This window comes from Bacillus sp. AFS018417, from assembly GCF_002560985.1.
GTDB classification, from domain to species: domain Bacteria; phylum Bacillota; class Bacilli; order Bacillales; family Bacillaceae_G; genus Bacillus_A; species Bacillus_A rhizoplanae.
Map to the genome: position 1 here is coordinate 24,053 of NZ_NTTM01000062.1, position 20,947 is coordinate 44,999.

At 38.3% G+C, this 20,947-nt stretch carries 15 protein-coding genes and 1 riboswitch; of the genes, 5 read left to right on the forward strand and 10 right to left on the reverse strand.

All coding sequences use genetic code 11. The features are described 5' to 3' along the window. Window positions 1-43: 43 nt before the first annotated feature. From CN326_RS21250 to CN326_RS21260, 3 genes are all read right to left on the reverse strand, one after another. On the reverse strand, window positions 44-1,570 hold the full coding sequence (locus tag CN326_RS21250; protein WP_098310966.1) for a C40 family peptidase: 1,527 nt from the start codon (window positions 1,568-1,570) through the stop codon (window positions 44-46). Between the two features lie 209 nt (window positions 1,571-1,779). After that, the gene (locus CN326_RS21255; RefSeq protein ID WP_098310967.1) at window positions 1,780-2,652 is read right to left on the reverse strand and encodes a D-amino-acid transaminase; all 873 of its coding nucleotides are present in this window, start codon (window positions 2,650-2,652) and stop codon (window positions 1,780-1,782) included. Window positions 2,653-2,966: 314 nt separating this feature from the next. Further along, complete coding sequence (locus CN326_RS21260) at window positions 2,967-4,925, reverse strand: LTA synthase family protein (protein WP_098310968.1); 1,959 nt, start codon at window positions 4,923-4,925, stop codon at window positions 2,967-2,969. 590 nt (window positions 4,926-5,515) lie between these two features. Here CN326_RS21260 and CN326_RS21265 point away from each other — a divergent pair. Further along, window positions 5,516-5,878: a YkvA family protein gene (locus CN326_RS21265; protein WP_098310989.1), complete on the forward strand. Its 363-nt coding sequence runs from the start codon at window positions 5,516-5,518 to the stop codon at window positions 5,876-5,878. A gap of 76 nt (window positions 5,879-5,954) precedes the next feature. Next, window positions 5,955-6,446 (forward strand): metal-binding protein, encoded by a 492-nt coding sequence (locus CN326_RS21270; protein WP_098310969.1) that lies wholly within the window; start codon window positions 5,955-5,957, stop codon window positions 6,444-6,446. Window positions 6,447-6,749: 303 nt separating this feature from the next. Here CN326_RS21270 and CN326_RS24765 read toward each other — a convergent pair whose 3' ends face one another. Together CN326_RS24765 and CN326_RS21275 are read right to left on the reverse strand one after the other, a co-directional pair. Next, window positions 6,750-6,923: a hypothetical protein gene (locus CN326_RS24765; RefSeq protein WP_176524730.1), complete on the reverse strand. Its 174-nt coding sequence runs from the start codon at window positions 6,921-6,923 to the stop codon at window positions 6,750-6,752. Window positions 6,924-7,298: 375 nt separating this feature from the next. After that, window positions 7,299-8,870, reverse strand: a complete 1,572-nt coding sequence (locus tag CN326_RS21275; RefSeq protein WP_098310970.1) for an alpha-amylase family glycosyl hydrolase — start codon at window positions 8,868-8,870, stop codon at window positions 7,299-7,301. A 941-nt stretch (window positions 8,871-9,811) separates the two neighbouring features. Here CN326_RS21275 and CN326_RS21280 point away from each other — a divergent pair. Next, entirely contained in the window at window positions 9,812-11,473 is a 1,662-nt protein-coding gene (locus CN326_RS21280) for a lactate permease LctP family transporter (protein ID WP_098310971.1), read from the forward strand. A gap of 53 nt (window positions 11,474-11,526) precedes the next feature. On the opposite strand, the gene CN326_RS21285 is transcribed toward CN326_RS21280, so the two are convergent. Then, entirely contained in the window at window positions 11,527-12,213 is a 687-nt protein-coding gene (locus CN326_RS21285; RefSeq protein ID WP_098310972.1) for a DUF2642 domain-containing protein, read from the reverse strand. Between the two features lie 65 nt (window positions 12,214-12,278). Then, window positions 12,279-13,637, reverse strand: a complete 1,359-nt coding sequence (locus CN326_RS21290; RefSeq protein ID WP_098310990.1) for an arsenic transporter — start codon at window positions 13,635-13,637, stop codon at window positions 12,279-12,281. A gap of 203 nt (window positions 13,638-13,840) precedes the next feature. Next, window positions 13,841-13,954: riboswitch (TPP riboswitch) on the forward strand. 199 nt (window positions 13,955-14,153) lie between these two features. Here CN326_RS21290 and thiC point away from each other — a divergent pair. Next, complete coding sequence (gene thiC / locus CN326_RS21295; protein ID WP_098310973.1) at window positions 14,154-15,914, forward strand: phosphomethylpyrimidine synthase ThiC; 1,761 nt, start codon at window positions 14,154-14,156, stop codon at window positions 15,912-15,914. Between the two features lie 363 nt (window positions 15,915-16,277). Further along, a complete protein-coding gene (locus CN326_RS24380; RefSeq protein ID WP_141525099.1) occupies window positions 16,278-16,490 on the forward strand; it encodes a hypothetical protein in 213 nt (70 codons plus the stop codon). 66 nt (window positions 16,491-16,556) lie between these two features. On the opposite strand, the gene CN326_RS21300 is transcribed toward CN326_RS24380, so the two are convergent. The 3 genes from CN326_RS21300 to CN326_RS21310 form a co-directional block, all read right to left on the reverse strand. Then, the gene (locus CN326_RS21300) at window positions 16,557-17,915 is read right to left on the reverse strand and encodes an arsenic transporter (protein ID WP_098310974.1); all 1,359 of its coding nucleotides are present in this window, start codon (window positions 17,913-17,915) and stop codon (window positions 16,557-16,559) included. Between the two features lie 540 nt (window positions 17,916-18,455). Next, window positions 18,456-19,475, reverse strand: coding sequence for a cytochrome d ubiquinol oxidase subunit II (locus tag CN326_RS21305; RefSeq protein WP_098310975.1), 1,020 nt, complete (start codon window positions 19,473-19,475; stop codon window positions 18,456-18,458). Then, window positions 19,468-20,823, reverse strand: coding sequence for a cytochrome ubiquinol oxidase subunit I (locus CN326_RS21310; RefSeq protein ID WP_098310976.1), 1,356 nt, complete (start codon window positions 20,821-20,823; stop codon window positions 19,468-19,470). Before CN326_RS21310 ends, CN326_RS21305 begins: the two co-directional genes overlap by 8 nt. Window positions 20,824-20,947 lie beyond the last annotated feature (124 nt).

The window sequence follows — 20,947 nt, forward strand, 5'->3', positions numbered from 1 at the left end:
GAAAAGAGCCTTCTAGTAATCTAGAAGGCTCTAAAACTATCAATTAATAAGGCTTAGAATATCCTAAGAAATGACTGTTCCAATATGAGTTGTTTAATGAAGCTACTTTAACACCATTGTCACCGGCTTGAATAAATGTACCGCCGCCAAGGTAAATACCCATATGAGATGGACCAGATTTATATGTGTTTTGGAAGTAGATTAAGTCGCCTGGCTGTGGGTTAGATGTATGTTGGAAGCTGCCCCAATATCCAGCTACACTTGTACGACTGATTGAATAACCAAACTTCTTATATACGTGATAAATGAAACCACTGCAGTCAACGCCATTTGCAGAAGTGCCGCCCCATACGTATGGAACACCTTCCATTGATCTTGCGTATGAAAGTAGTGATGACATATCACCAGAGTTATTGCTTGTATTGTTATTATTGCTTGTATTGTTGTTATTGTTTCCATTATTCGGTGTTTCAGCTGGCTTATTTTCTTGTCCGCCGCTTACAGGTGTTTTAGATAAGTAGCGAGTGCCTACATATCCAGTGCGGCCATTATAGTTAATTTTGCTCCAGCCGTATTCGTCTGCAAGTACTTGTACTTTTTGTCCTTGTGGTAAGGCTCCGATTACACCGTAGTTTGAGCCAGCGCCGCTGCGTACATTTAGTGCGCTTGCATTAACGTAATATTCTCCGCTTCCTTGCGATGGAGTTTGGTCGTTTGTTGATGGCGGAGTAGGTGTAGAAGTGCCGTCTTTTACAAATTTCACAAATTCGCTGCTAACATAACCAATTTGTCCATTATGCTTCACTTTGAACCAGCCATTTTCAGCGCCAATAACGTTTAATTTTTGTCCGTTTAATACGCCGCCAATGATACTGTTGTATGTAGCTGGGCCTGTACGAACGCGTAAAGATGTTGCGTTTACAACGTAAGTACCGCCAGGTTGAACTGTAACATTGTTGTTATTATTTTGCTGTTGGTCATCCTGTGCAGCATCTGTATTAGAGCCGCCTTTTGTTACATAATCTTTACTAATGTAAGCTGTTTGTCCGCTGTAGTTAATTTTGAACCAATCTTGTACTTCGCCAACGACTTGTACAACTTGTCCTTTATGTAGAGAACCTAACTGTGTATGTGATGTGCTAGGACCTGTACGAACACGAAGGGAGGATACATTTACTGTATAGTTTCCACTTGCTGGTCGAACAGTTGTGTTATCGTTTGGTTTAGAATCGGTATTAGTAGTGCCCGCATTTACAAACTCACCGCTAACATAGCCGACTTTTCCATGGTGATTAATTTTATACCAGCCATTTTCTTGTCCAATTACGTTTAGTGTTTGTCCTTCGTATACGCGAGACATGATGGCATTAGAAGTGCCGGGACCCGTACGAACGCGTAATACATCCGCGTTTACTGTGTACTTTGTTGTGTTTTGTGATGTTGCTTGAGCCGTTTGAGCTGTTTTTGCTGCAGGTTGTTGTACGGTTTCAGCTGCCTGAACCGTATCCATTGTCGGCGCTACAGCACCTGCAACAGATACCGCAGCAAGACCGGCAAGATATTTTTTCATAGTTTGTCGATTCCTTTCTGCCTGTATTTTAAGGTAATGAAAAATTTACCAACTATAAAAATTCTAAGATGGTTGTCGATTGATGTCAATACTTATGAAGAAATCCGAATATCCTAAAAAGGGATAACAAAAAAAAAAGGTGCAAAAGTGCACCTTTTTTTGGATTTTCATCCATATACTTTCATTTTTTGAGGTGTAATTGTCCGCTTTTAAGGCCAAAGGGCGTTGGAAGTAGAAAAACTTTGCATAAATGTTTTTTGTAACAATTTTGTGATAGGCCCGACTTGTCCGTTTTGAATAGCAGTCCCATCGAGGTGTGTCAGTGGCATCACTTCAAAGGTTGTTCCTGTAAAGAAACATTCATCTGCTTTGTATACATCATGAACACTAAACAATTCTTCTTCCAGGGGAATATGTAATGTATGAGCAAGCGATATAATATATTGCCGAACAATACCGTTTAAAATGAGATGATTGGCAGGGTGTGTATATAGCGTTCCATTCTTCACAAGAAAGAAGTTAGAGTGGCTTCCTTCAGTGACAATGCCGTTACGAATGAGAAGAGCCTCTTTGCAGCCTTTTCGCTCTGCTTTTGTACTAGCCAATACATTGGGTAGTAAATTTAGTGACTTAATATCGCAGCGCAGCCAGCGGATATCAGGCTCTGTTATGGCTCGAATTCCATATTCAATCCATAAAGCAGGGCGTTCTTTTTTGCGTATGTATGCATAAATAGTTGGAGTTGCATCAAAGGAAAAGGCATGAACACGCGGCTTGACGCCTCGTGAAATTTGGAGATAAATGATGCCGTCTTCTTGAAATTGATTTTTTTCCAGCAGTTCGTATAGGGATGCGATAAGCTCAGCTTTTGAGAGAGAAAGGGTGAGCTCCATTTCTTCCATAGAGCGATATAATCTTGTTATATGTGGATCTAACAAATGCAAGGTCCCTTTATAAACACGAATGACTTCATATACGCCATCACCAAACTGTAGACCGCGCTCTTCTAAGTCAACATGAGGTTGTTCGTTTGTTGTATCAATCATTTTTCCATTCCATAATACAAAGCGTTCATATTTCATGTTTTTCTCCTTCCTTCTCCAAATATTGTCTGCACATACAAATTCGAAGGCTGGTAGAAAGAATCCTGCTTTGCAACAAAAAAACAACGTTCTATTACAGAACGTTGTATAAGGAGGGTAGCTTGTATCATAGGGACAAAGCTTACATGTTTTATTATAAAGATGTTTCATAAATTTTATGTAAAATTTTGGTTAAGGTTGTGTAATGATTGCTCAGCGCTTTTCTTGAAAGCTGTTTCTGCATGGTGTGTATTCATGTTGTATATTGTAGAATCATCGATATATTGATGTTATAACTAGAAAAAAGACGCTGATTACGCAGCGTCTTTTTCTTTATTGTTTTCTTTATTGTTTTCTTTATTGTTTTCTTTAATGGTTGTTTTGATTGTACCTGTTTTTACTTTGTTACCATCGTAGAAACGCAGTAAGTCACCTTCAATGATTTGATCTGACATGCGCAACTCATTTTGTGCGCGGTCAATCATTGCTTGTGCTTCAGCTTTTGGCACGTCTGCAACTGCACCTGTCGTGCGGTTATAGAATGTATTATTTGTGTAAATGTATTGATCTGTAACGAAGCTTCCATCACGTTGTACGACAAATGGTTTGCGCTCTGGTGCGAATAAATCATGACCAAAGTTAATGTCGTTCGTTGTATCAACACCTAGTAAATGAAGGATTGTTGGTTTTACATCAATTTCTCCAGCAGGTGCTGAAATTGTTTTTCCTTCTTTTTGACCAGGAACGTGAATGAAGAACGGTGTACGTTGTAAGTTCATACGATCAAATTCTGTAATTTCTTCTTTTCCTAAGAATTGTGCCATTGCACGGTTATGGTTGTCAGAAATACCGTAGTGGTCACCATAGAATACAATAACAGAGTTATCGTAAAGTCCCTCTGCTTTTAAATCTTCAATAAAGTGTTTTAACGCTTCATCTAAATAACGAGCTGTTACTACGTAATTGTCAAATACATCGTCACCAGAGTTATATGGCTCAATTAATTTCGTTGCTTCATCATAGTCAAATGGATAGTGGTTTGTTAACGTAAGGAAACGTGTATAGAACGGTTGCTCAATATTTTTTAACATATCCACTGATTGATCAAAGTACTCGATATCTTTTAAACCCCAACCTAGCTTTGTTTCAGGGGTAACCTTGTAGTCTAATTCATTAAAGTAACGATCGTAACCAAGTGCTGGGTACACCATGTTACGGTTCCAGAACGTTGCGTTGTTTGCATGGAATACAGCTGTGTAATAGCCTTGCTCATGCAAGATTTCTGGTGTTGCAACAAATTCATTATTACCATGCGTAAAGAATACAGCACCGCGATCTAATGGATATAAAGAGTTATCTACAAGAAACTCTGCATCAGATGTTTTACCTTGACCTGTTTGGTGATAGAAGTTTTCAAAGTAATAGCTTTCTTTCGCAAACTGGTTTAAGAATGGTGTTACTTCTTGTCCGTTTACTTTTGCACCAATTAAGAATTGCTGCATGGACTCAAGAGATACAACAATTACGTTTTTTCCTTTTGCTGCACCGAACATATCTGGATCTGGCTTTTCTTGCATTGTTTTCACATAGGTCTCTGCTTCTTGCAGCTTACTGCCATCTGCAAATGCTTTTTGTGAACTTGATTTTGCTTGTAAGCCAAGGTCGTACACTTGGTGTACGTATAAACCCAAGTTTTTAACAAGCATTACGCGGTCAAATGAGCGTGTTAATAATTCCGGACGCTCCGCTTCTGCAAGTCCTAAGTTTGCAAAGAAAATGGCAATTGTTGATACGAAATATAGTGATCGCATCGGACGTGAAACACGCTCTGTTTTTGCATAGTCTTTCTTTTTCTTTAAAAGGACTGCGAAGAAGATAATATCGGCAAAAGCGACAACAATTTTGTAGTTAAGGAGTGACTTCACACTAGAGCCAAGACTACCGAAGTTTGACGTTTGTCCAAGTACAGGTAATGTTACAAAGTCGTTATAGAAACCGTAGAACATTACGTTACCAACAAGAATGATGGTAAGGAGAAAGTCAATGCCAAGTGCAATATAGTTTCGTTTTTTCCCTTTTGCAAATAATGCAAGACCCACTAGAAATAATGATGAGGCTAATGGGCTAATAAATAAAATGAATTCTTGCATGAAAGATTCTAGTTTTAAGTCAAAGCTAGTACGTGTAATAATGTACGTTTTTAGCCACACTGTGATGGCAATAAAGAATGTAAATCGCACGTTTTGAAATTGTAATTTCAAAGATTCCTTCATCCATTTCACCCTTTCTCTATCAGGCTTGGTCGATTTTTGAGAGAAACCTGCTAAAATAAAAAATACATAGTTTTCTTTGCCATGGATAGAGTTTTTTCTTTATACATCTATATATGACTTGAACTATGCATACCCTTTTGTTTTCCTGTCATTTTGTATTGTTCCATAAGAACAAAGCCATTTTGTATTATACAACAAAATTTGGCTATTAGGAACACACTCGCATCTTACATTTTTTGTCTTTTTTTCCATTATAGCTGACAGTGAAAACTTTAACATTGGTTTATATGCTCGTCAACTAGAAAATATAACAAGTATGGGAAAGAGTCCGTAGAAACGAGGACTTTTTATATTGAGAAAAATTTAAAAATCGACACCAAACACTTGTTCTTTTTCGCTTGTTTGTTATAATAAGAATGCATGATAAGTAACGTTGCCAAGCCAGAACCTACATTATATTGTATGTATGTGAAGTTTGCTTATGTTGTAAATAAATTCGGCATAATAGACATAAAGTGAAACTTCCATTAGCAGGGGGTCTTACTGCCCGTGAATAGTGGGGGAAAAGGATAACGAGGGGAGATTTCATGATGAAGGAGAAATTTTCAGTCGAAGCGTTTTGGAATAAAGTAAAACATGTAGCGATTAAGGCGGGACATTCCGTCATTTATGCTAGTTTGTTACTGTTTTATGTATTGCAGAAACCAGGTGTTCCAAAACGAGTGAAGCTTACGATTATTGGTGCTCTTGCGTATTTTATTGCACCGATTGATGCTATTCCGGATTTTATAGCTGGGCTCGGTTACACAGATGACTTAGGTGCATTAACAGCTGCGCTCGTACAAACTGCTATGTATGTAGATGAAGAAGTGAAAGAACAAGCGCGTACAAAGCTGGGAGAATGGTTTGGTTCTGATGTGGATACGTCACTTATTGATCAAAAATTAGATTAATGTAGTGAGACGTCTATTGGTGTTTTTCTATTAATGGGCAGTCGAACGAGTTAGGATTGAACGGAAGGAATTAGATATGCCATCAGGAAAAACACACACGAAGATAAACTTAGTTTCTCTTCCCATTGTATTATTTATGCTCGGTTCTTACGGGTTAACGAATTTTGATTTTCTTCTTACGTTTACGATTGGATTTATCGTTGGGACGTACTTTTTAACACCGGATCTGGATATTCATAGTTCTGCTTACCGAAAATGGGGGTTATTTCGCATCTTTTGGTATCCATATCAAGTTGTAATGCCGCATCGGTCACCGCTTACGCACACGATTATTATTGGTGATTTGATTCGTCTTCTTTATATGCTGCTCGTTTTCTCACCGTTTTTATATGTTTTAAATAAAACAGTGCTAGAGGGAAAACTTATAGAGATCGCAAAGGCGCATAAAGTGGCAATTATTATGTTTGTACTGGGCGTTATTGCTGCTAGTGCATTACATATTATCGCGGACGGTGTGAATACAAGGCGTAAAAAAATGCTGCGCCGTAAACGAAGAAAAAGAAGATGAAAAAAGTACTCGCACGCTGCGAGTACTTTTTTCTTATATAAAGGATAGTGAAATTTTCCTTAATGATACTTATTTTTAATAGAAAATGTAGGATAATTTACAAAAATTAGGAAGTGAATTCCCGCTTCAAGATTCGAGAGGTGAAGGGAATTTTCATACATGAAATGTCATTCCAGTTCTATCAATTAAGTTTAGATCGGGCGAATTATAATGGAATGAAAGCAAGACCGTCTTTTGACGGTCTTGCTTCTTGTTTTTCTTTAATTCATGACTCCAACAAATACCCAAACAAATTATTTCGTATTAACGAGCTGTGACATCTTTAGCTGCTTCAGAAATACGGTCAACTGTTGCTTTTCCAGCATTTTCAACAGCATCAACTGCATTTTGTACTGCATCGCTTGTTGCTTCAATTCCGCGTTTTGTGTTATTACGCCCTGCATCAATGGCAGATTGAGTTCGATTTTGCTCAGTCATTTGTTACCCTCCTAAAATTGGTTTTCGACCTTAGTATAAGAAAATGTCATTTTCCTATTCATACATTAGAAAAACTGCCAATAATCTGGGGTGTGTAACCAAAAAAACTTCTTCAGAATACGTTTATCCCGCTATTTGTGCTCAAGGTTTAGAGAGAAGCGCAGAAGCCGGATAGAGGATGAAAAATTAAAATGAAAAGGTGTTTGATTATAATAATTTTGAACCATTAAAAAACGCCATCCTTTTAATAATTCTACGAAAAGGATAGCGTATTTCTCGTATAGGGATTTACTTTCTTTTAGAAAGACTCAGCCTAAACTTTGGTGTTGATGTATATGCCAAAAAACATAAATAGTACTTCATATTCTTACTCTTTTACTTTACTAACACTGTCGTATTCGCTGGAATTACTAATGTTGATTTTTCCTTTTTTGCTCCTAATTCACTAGAAAAAATCAGTTTTCCTTTGTCCGAAACAGTTAATGTAACCGGCTTGTGTGAAATATTATGATACACTTGAATTGATTTATTTTTATACGTACGATTATAGGCAACAACCTGTGAGTTATTGACAGAAATAGATTCTAAATTACCTTTGACAAGTTCATCGTGTTGCTGACGAACACGAATCATTTTACGATAATGGCTTAGAAGAGAAGCTTTTTGTTTATCTTGTGCTTCAACGGAAACACCATTATGACCAATGTTGTATACTGGAGTCTCCCAGCTCGTTTGACCTTCTTTATCATCTTCATACCAACGGAATGGCTCACGAATCAACTCATCTGGTTTTTGGCCTGTCATGCCGATTTCTTCACCATAATAAATGAACGGATTACCAGGGAGTGTCAACAGAATAGAGGCTGCTGATTTTGCTTTGTTCACATCACCATTTAACTCACTCATTACCCGATTTTGGTCATGATTCGTTAAAAACGTTCCATCAATTTTATTTGGATTATATGTTTTATATAACTCATCCGTTGCAACAGCTGCCGTGGTTACCCCTTGATCAGTACCATTTTTAACGGAATTAACGATTTTATATGCTAAGTCGAAGTTAAATGTAGAATCTAACGATTGATAATACGGAGCAACTACTTCTGGTTGATCCCATATTTCACCAACTAGATACGTATTTGGATTCGTTTCTCTCATCGCGTCGCGGAATTCATTCCACCATTCAACATTTTTCTTTGCTCCTTCAGGTGTTTGCCCTTTAAAGATGTGCATGGCTGCATCTAGACGAAAACCATCAGCTCCTTGTTTAAGCCAAAATTTCCCGATTTTAATCATTTCTTCTCTTACTTTAGGATTGTCATAGTTTAAGTCCGGCATCCCTTCCCAGAACGTTGCGTAGAAGTACTCTCCGTTCGACGCTTTGTGCCATACTTGTTGACCCCATGGGCCTTTTTCATTTAAGTCTGTATTTTTATCAGCCCAAATATAGTAATCTCGATATTTACTGTTTTTATTTTTTAATGCATCGACAAACCAAGGATGCTCACTGCTTGTATGATTGATAACAAGATCCATTACTATCTTTACGTTGCGTTTATGCGCTTCTGTTGTTAGTTCACGGAAATCTTGTAAATTTCCATACTGAGGATCAATATTATAGTAATCGGTTACATCATATTTGTGATAACTCGGAGAGGTGTTAATAGGCATCATCCAGATACCGTTTATTTGAAGATCATTATTTGTTCTTGAATTTCCATCATTTAAATAATCAAGTTTCTTTGTGACGCCTTTTAAATCACCATGTCCATTGCTATCAGTATCATAAAAAGAATTAACATACAGTTCATAAAAAACTCCGTCTTTATTTCCTGGTTGTGCCTTTTGACCCTTATTATTATGTAATGTTTCTGCCTGTATGTTTGTTGATAAACTCACAACTAGTGGTAAAGATAGTGCTAACGCAGTCCATTTTTTCCTCTTCATACTTCTATCTCCTTTTTATTTGCAATCGTTTGCATGAATTGACAGCAATTGAAATATAGAACAACATAAACACACATATAATGTTTTGAAATAATTTGAACTATTGCATCTAAAATACATTATGCATCTTAATGAATTTTTCCTCCATTGATTAGAGCAACCGATTGCATTAATTTTTAATAACATGAAAAATATAACATTAATTGAAAGCGATTTCAATAATCTAAACATTAAAATTGTTTGAACGTTTTAGGAATGTAGAATTTGGAGAAATTCTACATTCCTAAAAATAAATTGATACAACAAAGGAAAAAAGTTTTATCCCGCATTAACGGGCAGTAATACCCCCACCTCAAAATTCAGTGAAAGCAAAGAAGTCAGGTGGGAGATAAACTGCCCGTANNCCGTAAAAGCCCGATTGGTTCAACTAATAATCAGTGGGGGATGAAGAAAACCCCCACTGATTAAAGTTTCACTTTATCCTGCTATTCGCGGGTAGTAAGACTCCATCTCAAGATTAGAGAGAAACGAAGAACATAGGAGGGGGGATAAAGAAAATCGCCACTGATGGAGGTTTTACTTTATCCCGCCTAAACAGCCGGTAAGAAGTCGGGCAAGGAAGGGAGACAAACCGTCTGTAAGGACCCGATTGGTTTAACTAATCCTCAACGAGAAAACCGTTCGTTGAGGAAAGTTTCACTTTATTTTAGAAACCTGTAATCATATCACATTTTGTGAAAGGATGAACAAAGAAAATGTGAAAAAAATTCGAAAATAGCATTGTAAATAGAGGAAAATATGATAAAGTAGAATTATCAAATATTTATGAAAACGTTTTCTGTAAACGTTTTATTTTTTGGGCCTAAAGGTCTGATGACCTGCTTGTCTAATTATAGGATTATAAGTATATGAAAAAGAGACATTAGAAGGGAAGAGAAACTATGAGTACATGGACACAAGTTTATGATCCGCTAGGTAACATTTGGCTTTCGGCAGCAGTTGCAATGATTCCAATTATATTTTTCTTCTTAGCGTTAACAGTTTTTCGTATGAAAGGCTATGTTGCAGGGTTCATTACAGTTTTATTAACAGTTATAATTGCACTTTTTGTTTATAAAATGCCATTTACGATGGCGATAGCAGCAACGGGTTATGGGTTTGCTTATGGCTTATGGCCAATTGCGTGGATTATCATCATGTCAGTATTTTTATACAAAATCTCAGTAAAAACGGGACAGTTCGATGTCATTCGTGCATCTGTTCTTTCTATTACAAATGATCATCGTCTACTTGTCATTTTAATCGGCTTCTCATTCGGTGCATTTTTGGAAGGAGCAGCTGGATTTGGAGCACCAGTAGCAATTACAGCAGCGCTTCTTGCAGGGCTTGGTTTAAACCCGTTATACGCAGCGGGGCTTTGCTTAATTGCAAATACAGCACCGGTAGCATTCGGAGCGATGGGTATTCCAATTTTAGTAGCTGGTCAAGTAACAGGTATTGATCCTCATAAAATAGGAGAAATGGCTGGGCATCAATTACCGCTTCTATCATTATTTGTTCCATTCTTTATTGTATTCTTAATGGATGGATTAAAAGGTGTAAAACAAACGTGGTCTGCATTACTTGTAGCGGGCGGTTCGTTCGGGATTACGCAGTTTATTACATCAACATATCTTGGGCCTGAACTCCCGGATATTACATCAGCACTAGTGAGTTTAGTGAGTTTGGCGCTATTCTTAAAAGTATGGCAGCCAAAAGAAATTTACCGTTCTGGAAAAGGACAAGCAGAAGCAGCGGCGACGGTAGATGCTGGTTCTACAATAAATTTAACAGCAGGAAAAGTTTTGAAAGCGTGGTCACCATTTATTATTTTAACGATAATGGTTGTAATCTGGAGCCAAAAATTCTTTAAAGCTTTATTTGCTCCAGGCGGTGCACTTGAAAGCTTAGTGTTTAAAATTCAAATTCCGGGTCTGCATAATTTAGTGATGAAGGCAGAGCCAATTGTTAATAAACCAACACCATATGAAGCTATATTAAAGATTGATATTTTATCGGCAACAGGAACAGCAATTTTGATTGCATGTATTATTACAATGTTTGTTTTGAAAATGAGTCCAAAACAAGCAGTGGTCACATTTAAAGAAACGTTGCAAGAATTGAAAATGCCAATTTTGTCAATTGGATTAGTACTTGGTTTTGCGTTTATCGCAAATTACTCAGGACTTTCATCGACATTGGCATTAGCGTTAGCGGGAACGGGGAAATTCTTCCCATTCTTCTCGCCATTCCTTGGATGGCTTGGGGTATTCTTAACAGGATCAGATACATCTGCAAACGCATTGTTCTCAAATCTACAAGCAATTACAGCGCAGCAAGTAGGCGTAAGCGAAGTGTTGCTTGTTGCAGCGAATACAACGGGCGGTGTAACTGCTAAAATGATTTCACCGCAGTCCATTGCAATCGCATGTGCGGCAGTTGGACTTGCTGGAAAAGAATCTGACTTATTCCGTTTCACAGTGAAACATAGTTTATTCTTCGTAACAATCATTGGTATTATCACATATATTCAAGCTTATTATTTAACTTGGATGATTCCTTAATAGAAAAAGGGGTGTCTCTTATGATGAGATACCTCTTTTTGTTATTTTTAATTTTAGGATGGAAGATGTACGGTTTTAACATGATGTAAATTAAAATGAAAACGCTGATTACGTGCTGTAATGAGTTCAATTTGGTTGTCGGTTACTTCAGCTAATTTGCCAATTTTATAACTCTGTATGCCTAAATCAAGTAAAACGATATGTTGTTTTAGTTTTTTCATTTGCTCAGAAAATGTACGTGCAAGTGTAATCTTTGAAGCTGGCGATAAGAGTTTTGTATTTTCTAGTCCGTAAGGCGTTTCTGCTTCCTTATACGGAACGATATATTTTACGTGATGAAAGGGGATGTATAACATTTGATAGACAGGTGAGAGGAAGATAAAATAGTCATTCATAATATGGGTAACATATCCATGTAAGAAGTGTTCATGTGATAGCGCAAGTTCAATAAATTGTCCTTTTGCCACTTGCAATGTTTTTCGCAGTGAAATAGTGGATTCACTTGATATTATGTCTGGCGGTAGTAAAGATTCTGGAATTGCTAGGTTATCAAGTAATGAAGAATCGATGCTTGGGGTTAAATGTTGAATGTGTAAACTAGAGATATACATGTATTTTTCTCCATCATACAATACAATAATATCCGAGCCTTTATCAATCATAATTCCTTCAAATGGAATAATTTCCCTTGACAATGTCACTTGTATGGGCTGATTAATATATTTTTGTAAATGAAGCATAATAATCACCTTTCTCGTAATTACATAATCTCCTCCTTCTAACATAGTGGAAGGAGGGAGATGTTTTAAGATGTGAAGATTAATTTAACCCAATAATATAAACATAGCAGTGTAAAAATGACGGTTGGCGGAATGACAAGAAGTGTAGTTTTTATATAGGTATCCCAACCGATAGTTACTTTTCCTTTTTTCACAATATACATCCACATTAAGCTTGCTAATGTACCAATCGGGAGTAATAATGAGCCCATGTCACTACCGATGATGTTTGCAAGATAAATGGTTTTCAATGTAATAGGATCTAGTCCCATTTCGGTGAGTTCAATTGTGCCAATCATTAAGGCAGGATGGTTATTAAAAATGTTAGAGAGGATAGAGACTAGGCCCCCCATAACAAAAGTGGCATGAAATAAACTACCAGTGATGATTGGTTGAAATGTAGTGATGAGCAGGTTGGTTAAGCCGATGTTATTAAGTCCATACACAATCACGTACATAGAAAATGCGAAAATTAAGACATACCAAGGTGTTTTTTTAATCATATCATGAGGTGGAAGGCGCAGTTTGTACCATCTCCACCCGAGTAAAATAACGGAGCCAATGACTGCTACAATGGCGATAGAAAACTGAAAGAAAGATGCGATAAATAAGCTGAGGCGAACGCATAAAACAAATAATAGAATTCCAAGCATAAACCTTGTTCGCTTACGATTTTCATCAATTGCGGGACGTGGTTGCAGTGGGTGAAAGGATTTTTTAACGAAATTTTCATCTAAGTATGTCGATAAGACCGGGAGTTTTTTAGGGATTTTTTTCCGAAAAACAAGGAATAACAGAAACGACATAAAAAGGAGACCTAACGTAGCGGGAACAAACATCATGGCTGTGTGCATGTATAAGTCCATATCAATAATTCTCAAGGCGATTAAATTCACAATATTGCTTACACCAATCGGCGCGCTTGAGGCAGTGGCGATGAGTGCACCACTTAGTAAGTAAGGTATTTTTTGATCATGTGTGAGTCGCAAATGGTGTAACAAAAGCAGTAAAATGGGAGTTGTAATTAAGATGCTACCATCGTTATTGAAGAATAATGTCATGAGAAAACAAAGAAGATTTGTATACCAAAAGAGGCGAATACCAGAGCTTTTTGCTCTTTTAGCAAGTTGAACGGCGCACCAATAAAAAAAGCCGAAACTCTCTAATACGATTGCCATAACAATGGTAGCCATAATTGTTATGGCGGCGCCAATAATTTTTGAGCTAATATCACCCAAGTCGGTAAGAGAAACTGTACCGCTTAAAATGACAATTACTGCACCAACTGTTGCTGGAATTGCTTCATTCATCCCTTTGGGACGCCAAAAGATGATGAGCGTGGTTCCGAGAAAAGCGAGTATGGTTATTGTAGATTGTAGGTTTATCAACTCTTTCACCCCTGTTCTTATCGTGAAAAGTTTGCATAAGACATACGTCCTGCACTGGCTTATATTCTATATGTATGAAGTGCGGATTCGGCTTGTACTGAGTGAAATACCCATTTTTTGAATAAGGAAAAAAATGATATAAATACCTTTGCATTTTTTTGACAATGATGTATGATAAGAGCGTAGTGAAAATTTAATCAGTGATAAACTAGGGGTGCCCAAGAGCTGGGCTGAGAGGGAAGCGTGTTGAAGCTTCTTAACCCTTTGGACCTGATCTGGTTCGTACCAGCGGAGGGAAGTTAACGGCTTTACATAACAATGCCTTATGTTGCCAGGTCCTATTCTTTATTATGGACCTGGCTTTTTTATTTGAGCATATACTAGCCGCTAGTTCTCATCCTGGTCATAAGAAAAGTGGAGCCAACTGTTTAGACGCAAGGGTCTAGGCGGCGAAACTGAATCTAAAGAAAAGCGGAGGTTACTTCGCTAAGACACAGGGGAGGAAACACATTTATGAAACAATCTGTTTCAGCTGAGCAAATTGAGTTGAAGTCAAGTTTACCGGGAAGCAAGAAGGTATATGTAGAGGGTACGCGTGAAGATATGAAAGTACCGATGCGCGAGATTGCACAAAGCGATACAAACGGTGTAACAAATCCATCTATTCGTGTGTATGATACGAGTGGTCCTTATACTGATCCGGATTACAAAGTGGAATTAGAAAAGGGGATTCCAACGCCGCGCCGCTGCTGGATTGTGGAACGCGGAGATGTAGAAGAGTATGAAGGTCGTGAAGTGAAACCGGAAGATGATGGTGTAAAAGTAGCAGCTAAACATACGCCTGTATTCCCGCAAATGGGACGTAATCCGCTTCGCGCAAAAACTGGGGAAAATGTTACGCAAATGCATTATGCGCGTAAAGGTATTATCACAGCAGAGATGGAATATGTGGCGATTCGTGAAGGCGTGGAACCAGAATTTGTACGTAAGGAAATTGCTGAAGGTCGTGCCATTTTACCGGCAAATATTAATCATCCGGAAGCAGAACCAATGATTATCGGGCGTAACTTCCATGTGAAAGTAAATGCGAATATCGGGAACTCAGCTGTATCATCGTCGATTGCAGAAGAAGTAGAGAAGATGACATGGGCAACACGTTGGGGCGCAGATACAATTATGGATCTTTCTACTGGGAAAAACATTCATACGACGCGTGAATGGATTATTCGTAATGCGCCTGTACCAGTTGGAACAGTGCCGATTTACCAAGCGCTTGAAAAAGTAAATGGGATCGCGGAAGATTTAACGTGGGAAGTATACCGTGATACGCTAATTGAACAAGCAGAGCAAGGAGTAGATTACTTTACAATTCATGCTGGTGTACTGCTTCGTTACATTCCGCTTACAGCAAAGCGTGTAACAGGAATTGTATCACGCGGTGGTTCGATTATGGCCCAGTGGTGTTTATATCACCATCAAGAAAACTTCTTATATACACATTTTGAAGAGATTTGTGAAATTATGAAGAAGTACGATGTTTCCTTCTCTCTTGGAGATGGATTACGCCCTGGTTCAATTGCGGATGCAAACGACGAAGCTCAATTTTCTGAGCTGGAAACATTAGGAGAACTTACGCAAATTGCTTGGAAGCATGATGTACAAGTGATGATTGAAGGCCCAGGACATGTACCGATGCATTTGATTAAAGAGAATATGGATAAAGAACTCGACATTTGTCATGGTGCACCGTTCTATACGCTCGGACCGTTAACGACAGACATTGCACCGGGTTATGACCATATTACTTCTGCGATTGGAGCAGCGATGATTGGTTGGTTCGGTACAGCAATGCTTTGCTATGTAACACCAAAAGAACATCTTGGCTTACCAAACAAAGATGATGTTCGTGAAGGGGTTATTACGTACAAAATTGCCGCGCATGCTGCTGACCTTGCAAAAGGTCATAAAACAGCACATCAGCGTGATGACGCTCTTTCTAAAGCGCGTTTTGAATTCCGCTGGCGTGATCAATTTAATTTATCATTAGACCCTGAGCGCGCAATGGAATATCACGATGAAACATTACCAGCAGAAGGAGCAAAGACAGCGCATTTCTGCTCAATGTGTGGTCCGAAGTTTTGCAGTATGAGAATTTCGCATGATATTCGTGAGTATGCAAAGGATAATGATTTAGAAACAACAGAAGCAATCTCAAAAGGTATGAAAGAAAAAGCAGAAGAGTTTAAAGAAACAGGCAGTCAATTATATCAATAATTAGAAAGCATCTTTCTGAACACCTCTTAATCTATGATCATGTGTACCCTAACCTAATATAGATGATAGTCCCCCTGCTGAGCGAGAGCAGGGGGATTTTGTTATACTTTACATAAAAAGCAAGGGAAATCAGAGGAGTAAAAATGAAACAGAAAATTGTTCCTGCTACTGCATTTATCCCGCCCAAACAGTCGGTAAGAAGTTAGGCAAGGAAGAGAGAAGCAAACCGTCTGTAAGGGCCCGATTGGTTCAACTAACCTATCGTAAGGAAAAGCGTCTCACGATAGGAAGTTTCACTTTATATTACAGATTCTTTTTGTTGTTACATTCGTTTTTTTATTGTCACCGAATTATGAGAAACAAATGGATATTATCATAACAGCTGTCAGCACGTTATTTCTTGTGTTTAGTAGTTTTGGCCTTTCTGTATATTCATTTGCGAAGAAGTGGTACCCGAAATTATCGTTTTTCTTTATGATTACATCATGCATGTTGCTTGCTTATTTTATCTTGACTTTTATTCTTCCCGAGGCGGGGATTCCGCCTTATCTCTGTCACCGATTTACGGAGCGTTAGTATTAATAGAAATAGGAACCTTCCGTATATATTTTGGAGGGTCCCTATAAGGTGTTTTATCCCGCATTAATGGGCAAAAACGAGCTGCACCCAGTAGTATAGGAGGAAGAGTGTTACGATTGTTGTGAGTGGAATGACAATTAAGGAGACACTCAAGTAATCTTTCCATTTTACTTTGATTTTATTTTGTTTCAAGATATACATCCAAATAAGGGAAGCAAGTGTACCAATTGGTAGTAATAATGATCCCATATCGCTACCAATGATGTTTGCGAGGTAGATTGTTTTGAGGGTAACAGGATCTAATCCCATTTCCGTTAAAGTAATGGTTCCAATCATTAAGGCCGGATGGTTGTTAAAGAAGTTGGATAGAATTGAAACGAGTCCACCCATCATAAAGCTTGCATGTAATAAACTTTGATTTACGATTGGCTCACATACTTGTACAAGCCAAGCTGTTAATCCAGCGTTATGAAGCCCGTAAATAATGACGTACATGGAAAAAGCAAATATGAGAATGTGCCACGGTGTCTTTTTTAATATATCGACTGGATTTGTTCGTAAATAATACCATCTCCAGATGAGTAGAACGAGAGAGCCAATTACGGCAACAATTTCAATCGGAATCGCAAAGAATGAGGCAACGAAAAGAAGACAACGCATAAGGAAGACAAACAGTAACACTTTTAACATAAATTTTGTGCGTTTGCTTTTTGTATCAACAGAATCTTTCCCCTTTAATGGGTGAAAGTGTTTTGTGAAAAAGACTTCTTCAATGTCATAAGCGGATGTTGGTAGTTTTTCCGGTAATTTCTTTTTCACAACTAGGTACATGAGCCATGACATAAAGATAAGCCCTAACGTTGCAGGTACGAACATCATTGCTGTATGCATATAGAGTGTCATATGAACGATGTTTAATGCGATTAAATTTACAATATTACTAACGCCAATTGGAGCACTAGAAGCAGTTGCAATTAATGCACCGCTTAATAAATATGGAATTTGTTGTTGTGGTTTTAATTGAAGGTTTTTCAAAAGCAGAATTAAAATTGGTGTGGTAATTAAAATACTGCCATCGTTATTAAATAATAGCGTCATGAGAAAACAGAGTAATTGAATGTACCAATATAGACGGTGCCCGGAACCTTTTGCTAAGTTCGCGAGCCGGGCTGCTGCCCAGTGGAAGAAACCAAAACTTTCTAATATAACAGCCATAACGATTGTCGCGATGATGGTGATAGAGGCGCCGCCGATTTTACTAATAATATCGGCAATGTTGCTGCGTGTTACAAGACCGGTAATAATGATAATCCCCGCTCCAATTGCAGCTGGCCATGCTTCGTTTATTCCTCCTGGCCGCCAAAATATAACGACCATGGTGATGACAAAAACAAAAAGTGTAATCCAAATTTCAATACCCATAGCTAGCCTGCCCTTCTTGATTCTTGAATTTGAACAAGAATATTTCTACTTGTCCACGACCTTATATTTAATCATATTCATATTCTTAAAAGAAGGTATGGGGCATTACACTAACTATTGTAAATATGTGCGTTTGGTACTTTGAGGAAAAGACATAGTATATAGGGAATTCTAAATGAAAATAAGCACATATCCACTATGTGCCTATTAGGTATTTATAATAGAAAAGTTGTTACATGCATCTACCTAGTTTTCTTTTGGTAGGTAAACGTGGATGAAAATATGCTACTTATTTCGTGGTAGATGATGTTTGACTAAGAATTTTGTTATCAGTATGGGTATTTGTAATACTGTCTGTAAGAGCCTGATTGGTTCAACTAACCTTCTGGAAAAAACGTTCCCAGAAGGAAGTTTCACTTTACCCCGCTCAAACGGCTGGTAAGAAGTAACTACAAGAAGGAGAGAAAACCAGCCGTAAGAGCCCGATTGGTTCAACTAATCTATCGTGAGGAAAAGCGTCTCACGATAGGAAGTTTCACTTTACTTTAAAAAAGTTCGATCTTTCAAGAATAAGTTCCAGAAGAAGATGAAGCCTGGTAATAGTATTGCGATACCGACTGCATAGAGAATGAGCAGCGCATAAAACGTTTCTTTCGTTGTAAAACTTGTGAATACAGTTACTTCTGGATAAATAATATACGGAAGGTGTGCAACGCCGTAAGCGTAGCTTGCAAATCCATATTGGGCAACGACAGAAAGAACAGCAATGCGCGGCCAGCCGAGTGTTTCATGTTTTTGGTTTGTCCACCAAAGGGAAGAATAGCCAATGATAAAAAAGATGATCGAGATTGTAAACCATTTGAATTGTTTAATTAATCCTTCCATGAGCCAATGTGTTTCTGGCTCCATTACGACAAGTGCGACGATGGCGGTGACAAGCGTTGCAGGACCGAGCACGATGGCGTTTCTCCGGTAGACACGATATGTATCTTCGGATCCTTGTTCTCTAGCAAAATCAGCGAGAAAGAGCGCTGATAAAAAGAGTTCTGATGTTAAACCAAAGAGCATGTACCAGTATACGACTGGACTTGATAATAACTTTCCATATAATAATGTTTCTTTGCCACCAGTAGTGGTAATGAAGGCTCCTTCTGTTACAGGAAGAACTGTAATTAAGAGAGCTGGAATTAATAGACCGGTAATGCCCGAAATAATGCGCATTATACGCTCATACTTTGGCAAGGAATAAGAAAACACCATAAAAGTACTACGAATTGTAACGAGTATGAGAATTAAGGTAACAGGTAAAAACATTGCGGTTGCGAGTGTAAATGCAGCTTTTGGAAAGAAGCCGAGAAACGCAACAACGACAAAGACTAGAAATGTATTTGTAACTTCCCATGTTGGGGACAAATAGCGATTAGCAAGTTTTCCGGCAAGTGTTGGATGCTTTGCATACACCATCCCCCAAAAGCCGGCCCCAAAATCAATTGAACCTAAAATACTGTATACAAAGACGACAGCCCAGAGAATGATAATAGCAATGCTTGCTTCAGGCATGTGAGTCCCCTCCGTTCGGTTGTAAGTCTTGCTTCAATGGATGGCGCCTAAAGAATGTTCGTAATACGAAGACAGTTAAGATGCCAAGTGCAATGTAAAGTACGACAAATACGACAAATAATGGCCCAACAAAGTCGGCGCGCGTTGCAGCATCTGTTGTACGTTGAAAACCGTAAATCGTCCAAGGCTGCCGTCCGCTACAGCTGAAAATCCAGCCACATTCAATGCCGAGAAGCATAATCGGACCGCCCGCAGCGATTGCCCCTAGCAGCCATTTTGGCAATTGCCCGCCTTTTTTTCGGTAAATGAAGTACCAATATCCAAGTGCAATTGCAGCGACGGCGAATGAAAATGTAGCTGCTCCAACCATTAAGTCAAAGAATAAATGGGTGTAAAAAGGAGGCCACGTGTCTGGTGAAAATTCATTTAATCCTTTTACAACCGTATTTGGAGAAAAACCAACTAACATACTTAACATGTTTGGGAATTCAATGGCGTATTTTAATTCGTGTGTTTCTGGATCGAGAACGCCTCCAACGGCTAGTGGTGCATGTGACTGTGTATGAAATAATGCTTCTGCTGCTGCCAGTTTCTCTGGTGAGTGCTCATGAAGTCCAATCGCAGATTCATGTCCAGAAACCCACATAATCGCGCCTGTAATGAATGTGACCATAAGACCTAAGTACAATCCTTTTTTATGATAAGCAATCTCCCGTGCACTTTTATTTCGTTTTAATAATTTAAAGCCAGCGATAGAAGCAATGACAGCAGCTCCTGTTGCATAGGCGGTAATGACAACATGAACGGAGCTTGTGAAAAAGCTTGGATTAAAAAAGGCTTTCCAAGGATTGACGTTATAGACAGAGCCGTCCGGTGCCATTGAAAATCCGGCTGGTGTATTCATCCACGTATTTGCTGATGTAATGAGTACAGCGGATGCAGTCGCGCCGAGCATAACAAAAAAGAGCGATATTAATCGCATGAATGGTGGTAATTTATCTGCAGCATAGACGTAAATGGACATGAACAATGCTTCTAGGAAGAAGGCGAAAATTTCAATTTGAAATGGAACGGAAATGACTTGTCCAACAATTTTCGCAAAGCCAGGCCAAAGCAAGGAAATTTGGACGCCTACAATTGTTCCTGTTGGAATGGCAACACCAAGAAGAATCGCAAATGCTTTCGTCCATCTTTTTGCCATCACAGAGTAATCGGAGTCCTTCTTCCAGTGATATAACACTTCACTTATAAAAATCATTAAGGAAAGTCCGATTCCAAGTGTTGCAAAAATAATATGGAAGGCTAACGACGATCCAAAGAAAGCGCGCGATAGTGTAACAGTATCCATGTTTCTACTCCTCTTCGTTTTTGCCATTATTTTCTTACTGATATGGAAATTTTATTCAAAAAAGTGACAAAAAATATATATGTACTTTAGGAGAGATTATGATATTATAATGTTGAAATCTTCT

Coding starts and splice junctions, on each gene's coding strand:
- thiC (WP_098310973.1), top strand. CDS start 14,154: ATGAAACAATCTGTTTCAGCTGAGCAAATTGAGTTGAAGTCAAGTTTA.
- CN326_RS24765 (WP_176524730.1), bottom strand. CDS start 6,923: ATGACTGAGCAAAATCGAACTCAATCTGCCATTGATGCAGGGCGTAAT.
- CN326_RS21250 (WP_098310966.1), bottom strand. CDS start 1,570: ATGAAAAAATATCTTGCCGGTCTTGCTGCGGTATCTGTTGCAGGTGCT.
- CN326_RS21305 (WP_098310975.1), bottom strand. CDS start 19,475: ATGCCTGAAGCAAGCATTGCTATTATCATTCTCTGGGCTGTCGTCTTT.
- CN326_RS24380 (WP_141525099.1), top strand. CDS start 16,278: ATGGATATTATCATAACAGCTGTCAGCACGTTATTTCTTGTGTTTAGT.
- CN326_RS21255 (WP_098310967.1), bottom strand. CDS start 2,652: ATGAAATATGAACGCTTTGTATTATGGAATGGAAAAATGATTGATACA.
- CN326_RS21280 (WP_098310971.1), top strand. CDS start 9,812: ATGAGTACATGGACACAAGTTTATGATCCGCTAGGTAACATTTGGCTT.
- CN326_RS21270 (WP_098310969.1), top strand. CDS start 5,955: ATGCCATCAGGAAAAACACACACGAAGATAAACTTAGTTTCTCTTCCC.
- CN326_RS21310 (WP_098310976.1), bottom strand. CDS start 20,823: ATGGATACTGTTACACTATCGCGCGCTTTCTTTGGATCGTCGTTAGCC.
- CN326_RS21300 (WP_098310974.1), bottom strand. CDS start 17,915: ATGGGTATTGAAATTTGGATTACACTTTTTGTTTTTGTCATCACCATG.
- CN326_RS21260 (WP_098310968.1), bottom strand. CDS start 4,925: ATGAAGGAATCTTTGAAATTACAATTTCAAAACGTGCGATTTACATTC.
- CN326_RS21265 (WP_098310989.1), top strand. CDS start 5,516: ATGAAGGAGAAATTTTCAGTCGAAGCGTTTTGGAATAAAGTAAAACAT.
- CN326_RS21275 (WP_098310970.1), bottom strand. CDS start 8,870: ATGAAGAGGAAAAAATGGACTGCGTTAGCACTATCTTTACCACTAGTT.
- CN326_RS21285 (WP_098310972.1), bottom strand. CDS start 12,213: ATGCTTCATTTACAAAAATATATTAATCAGCCCATACAAGTGACATTG.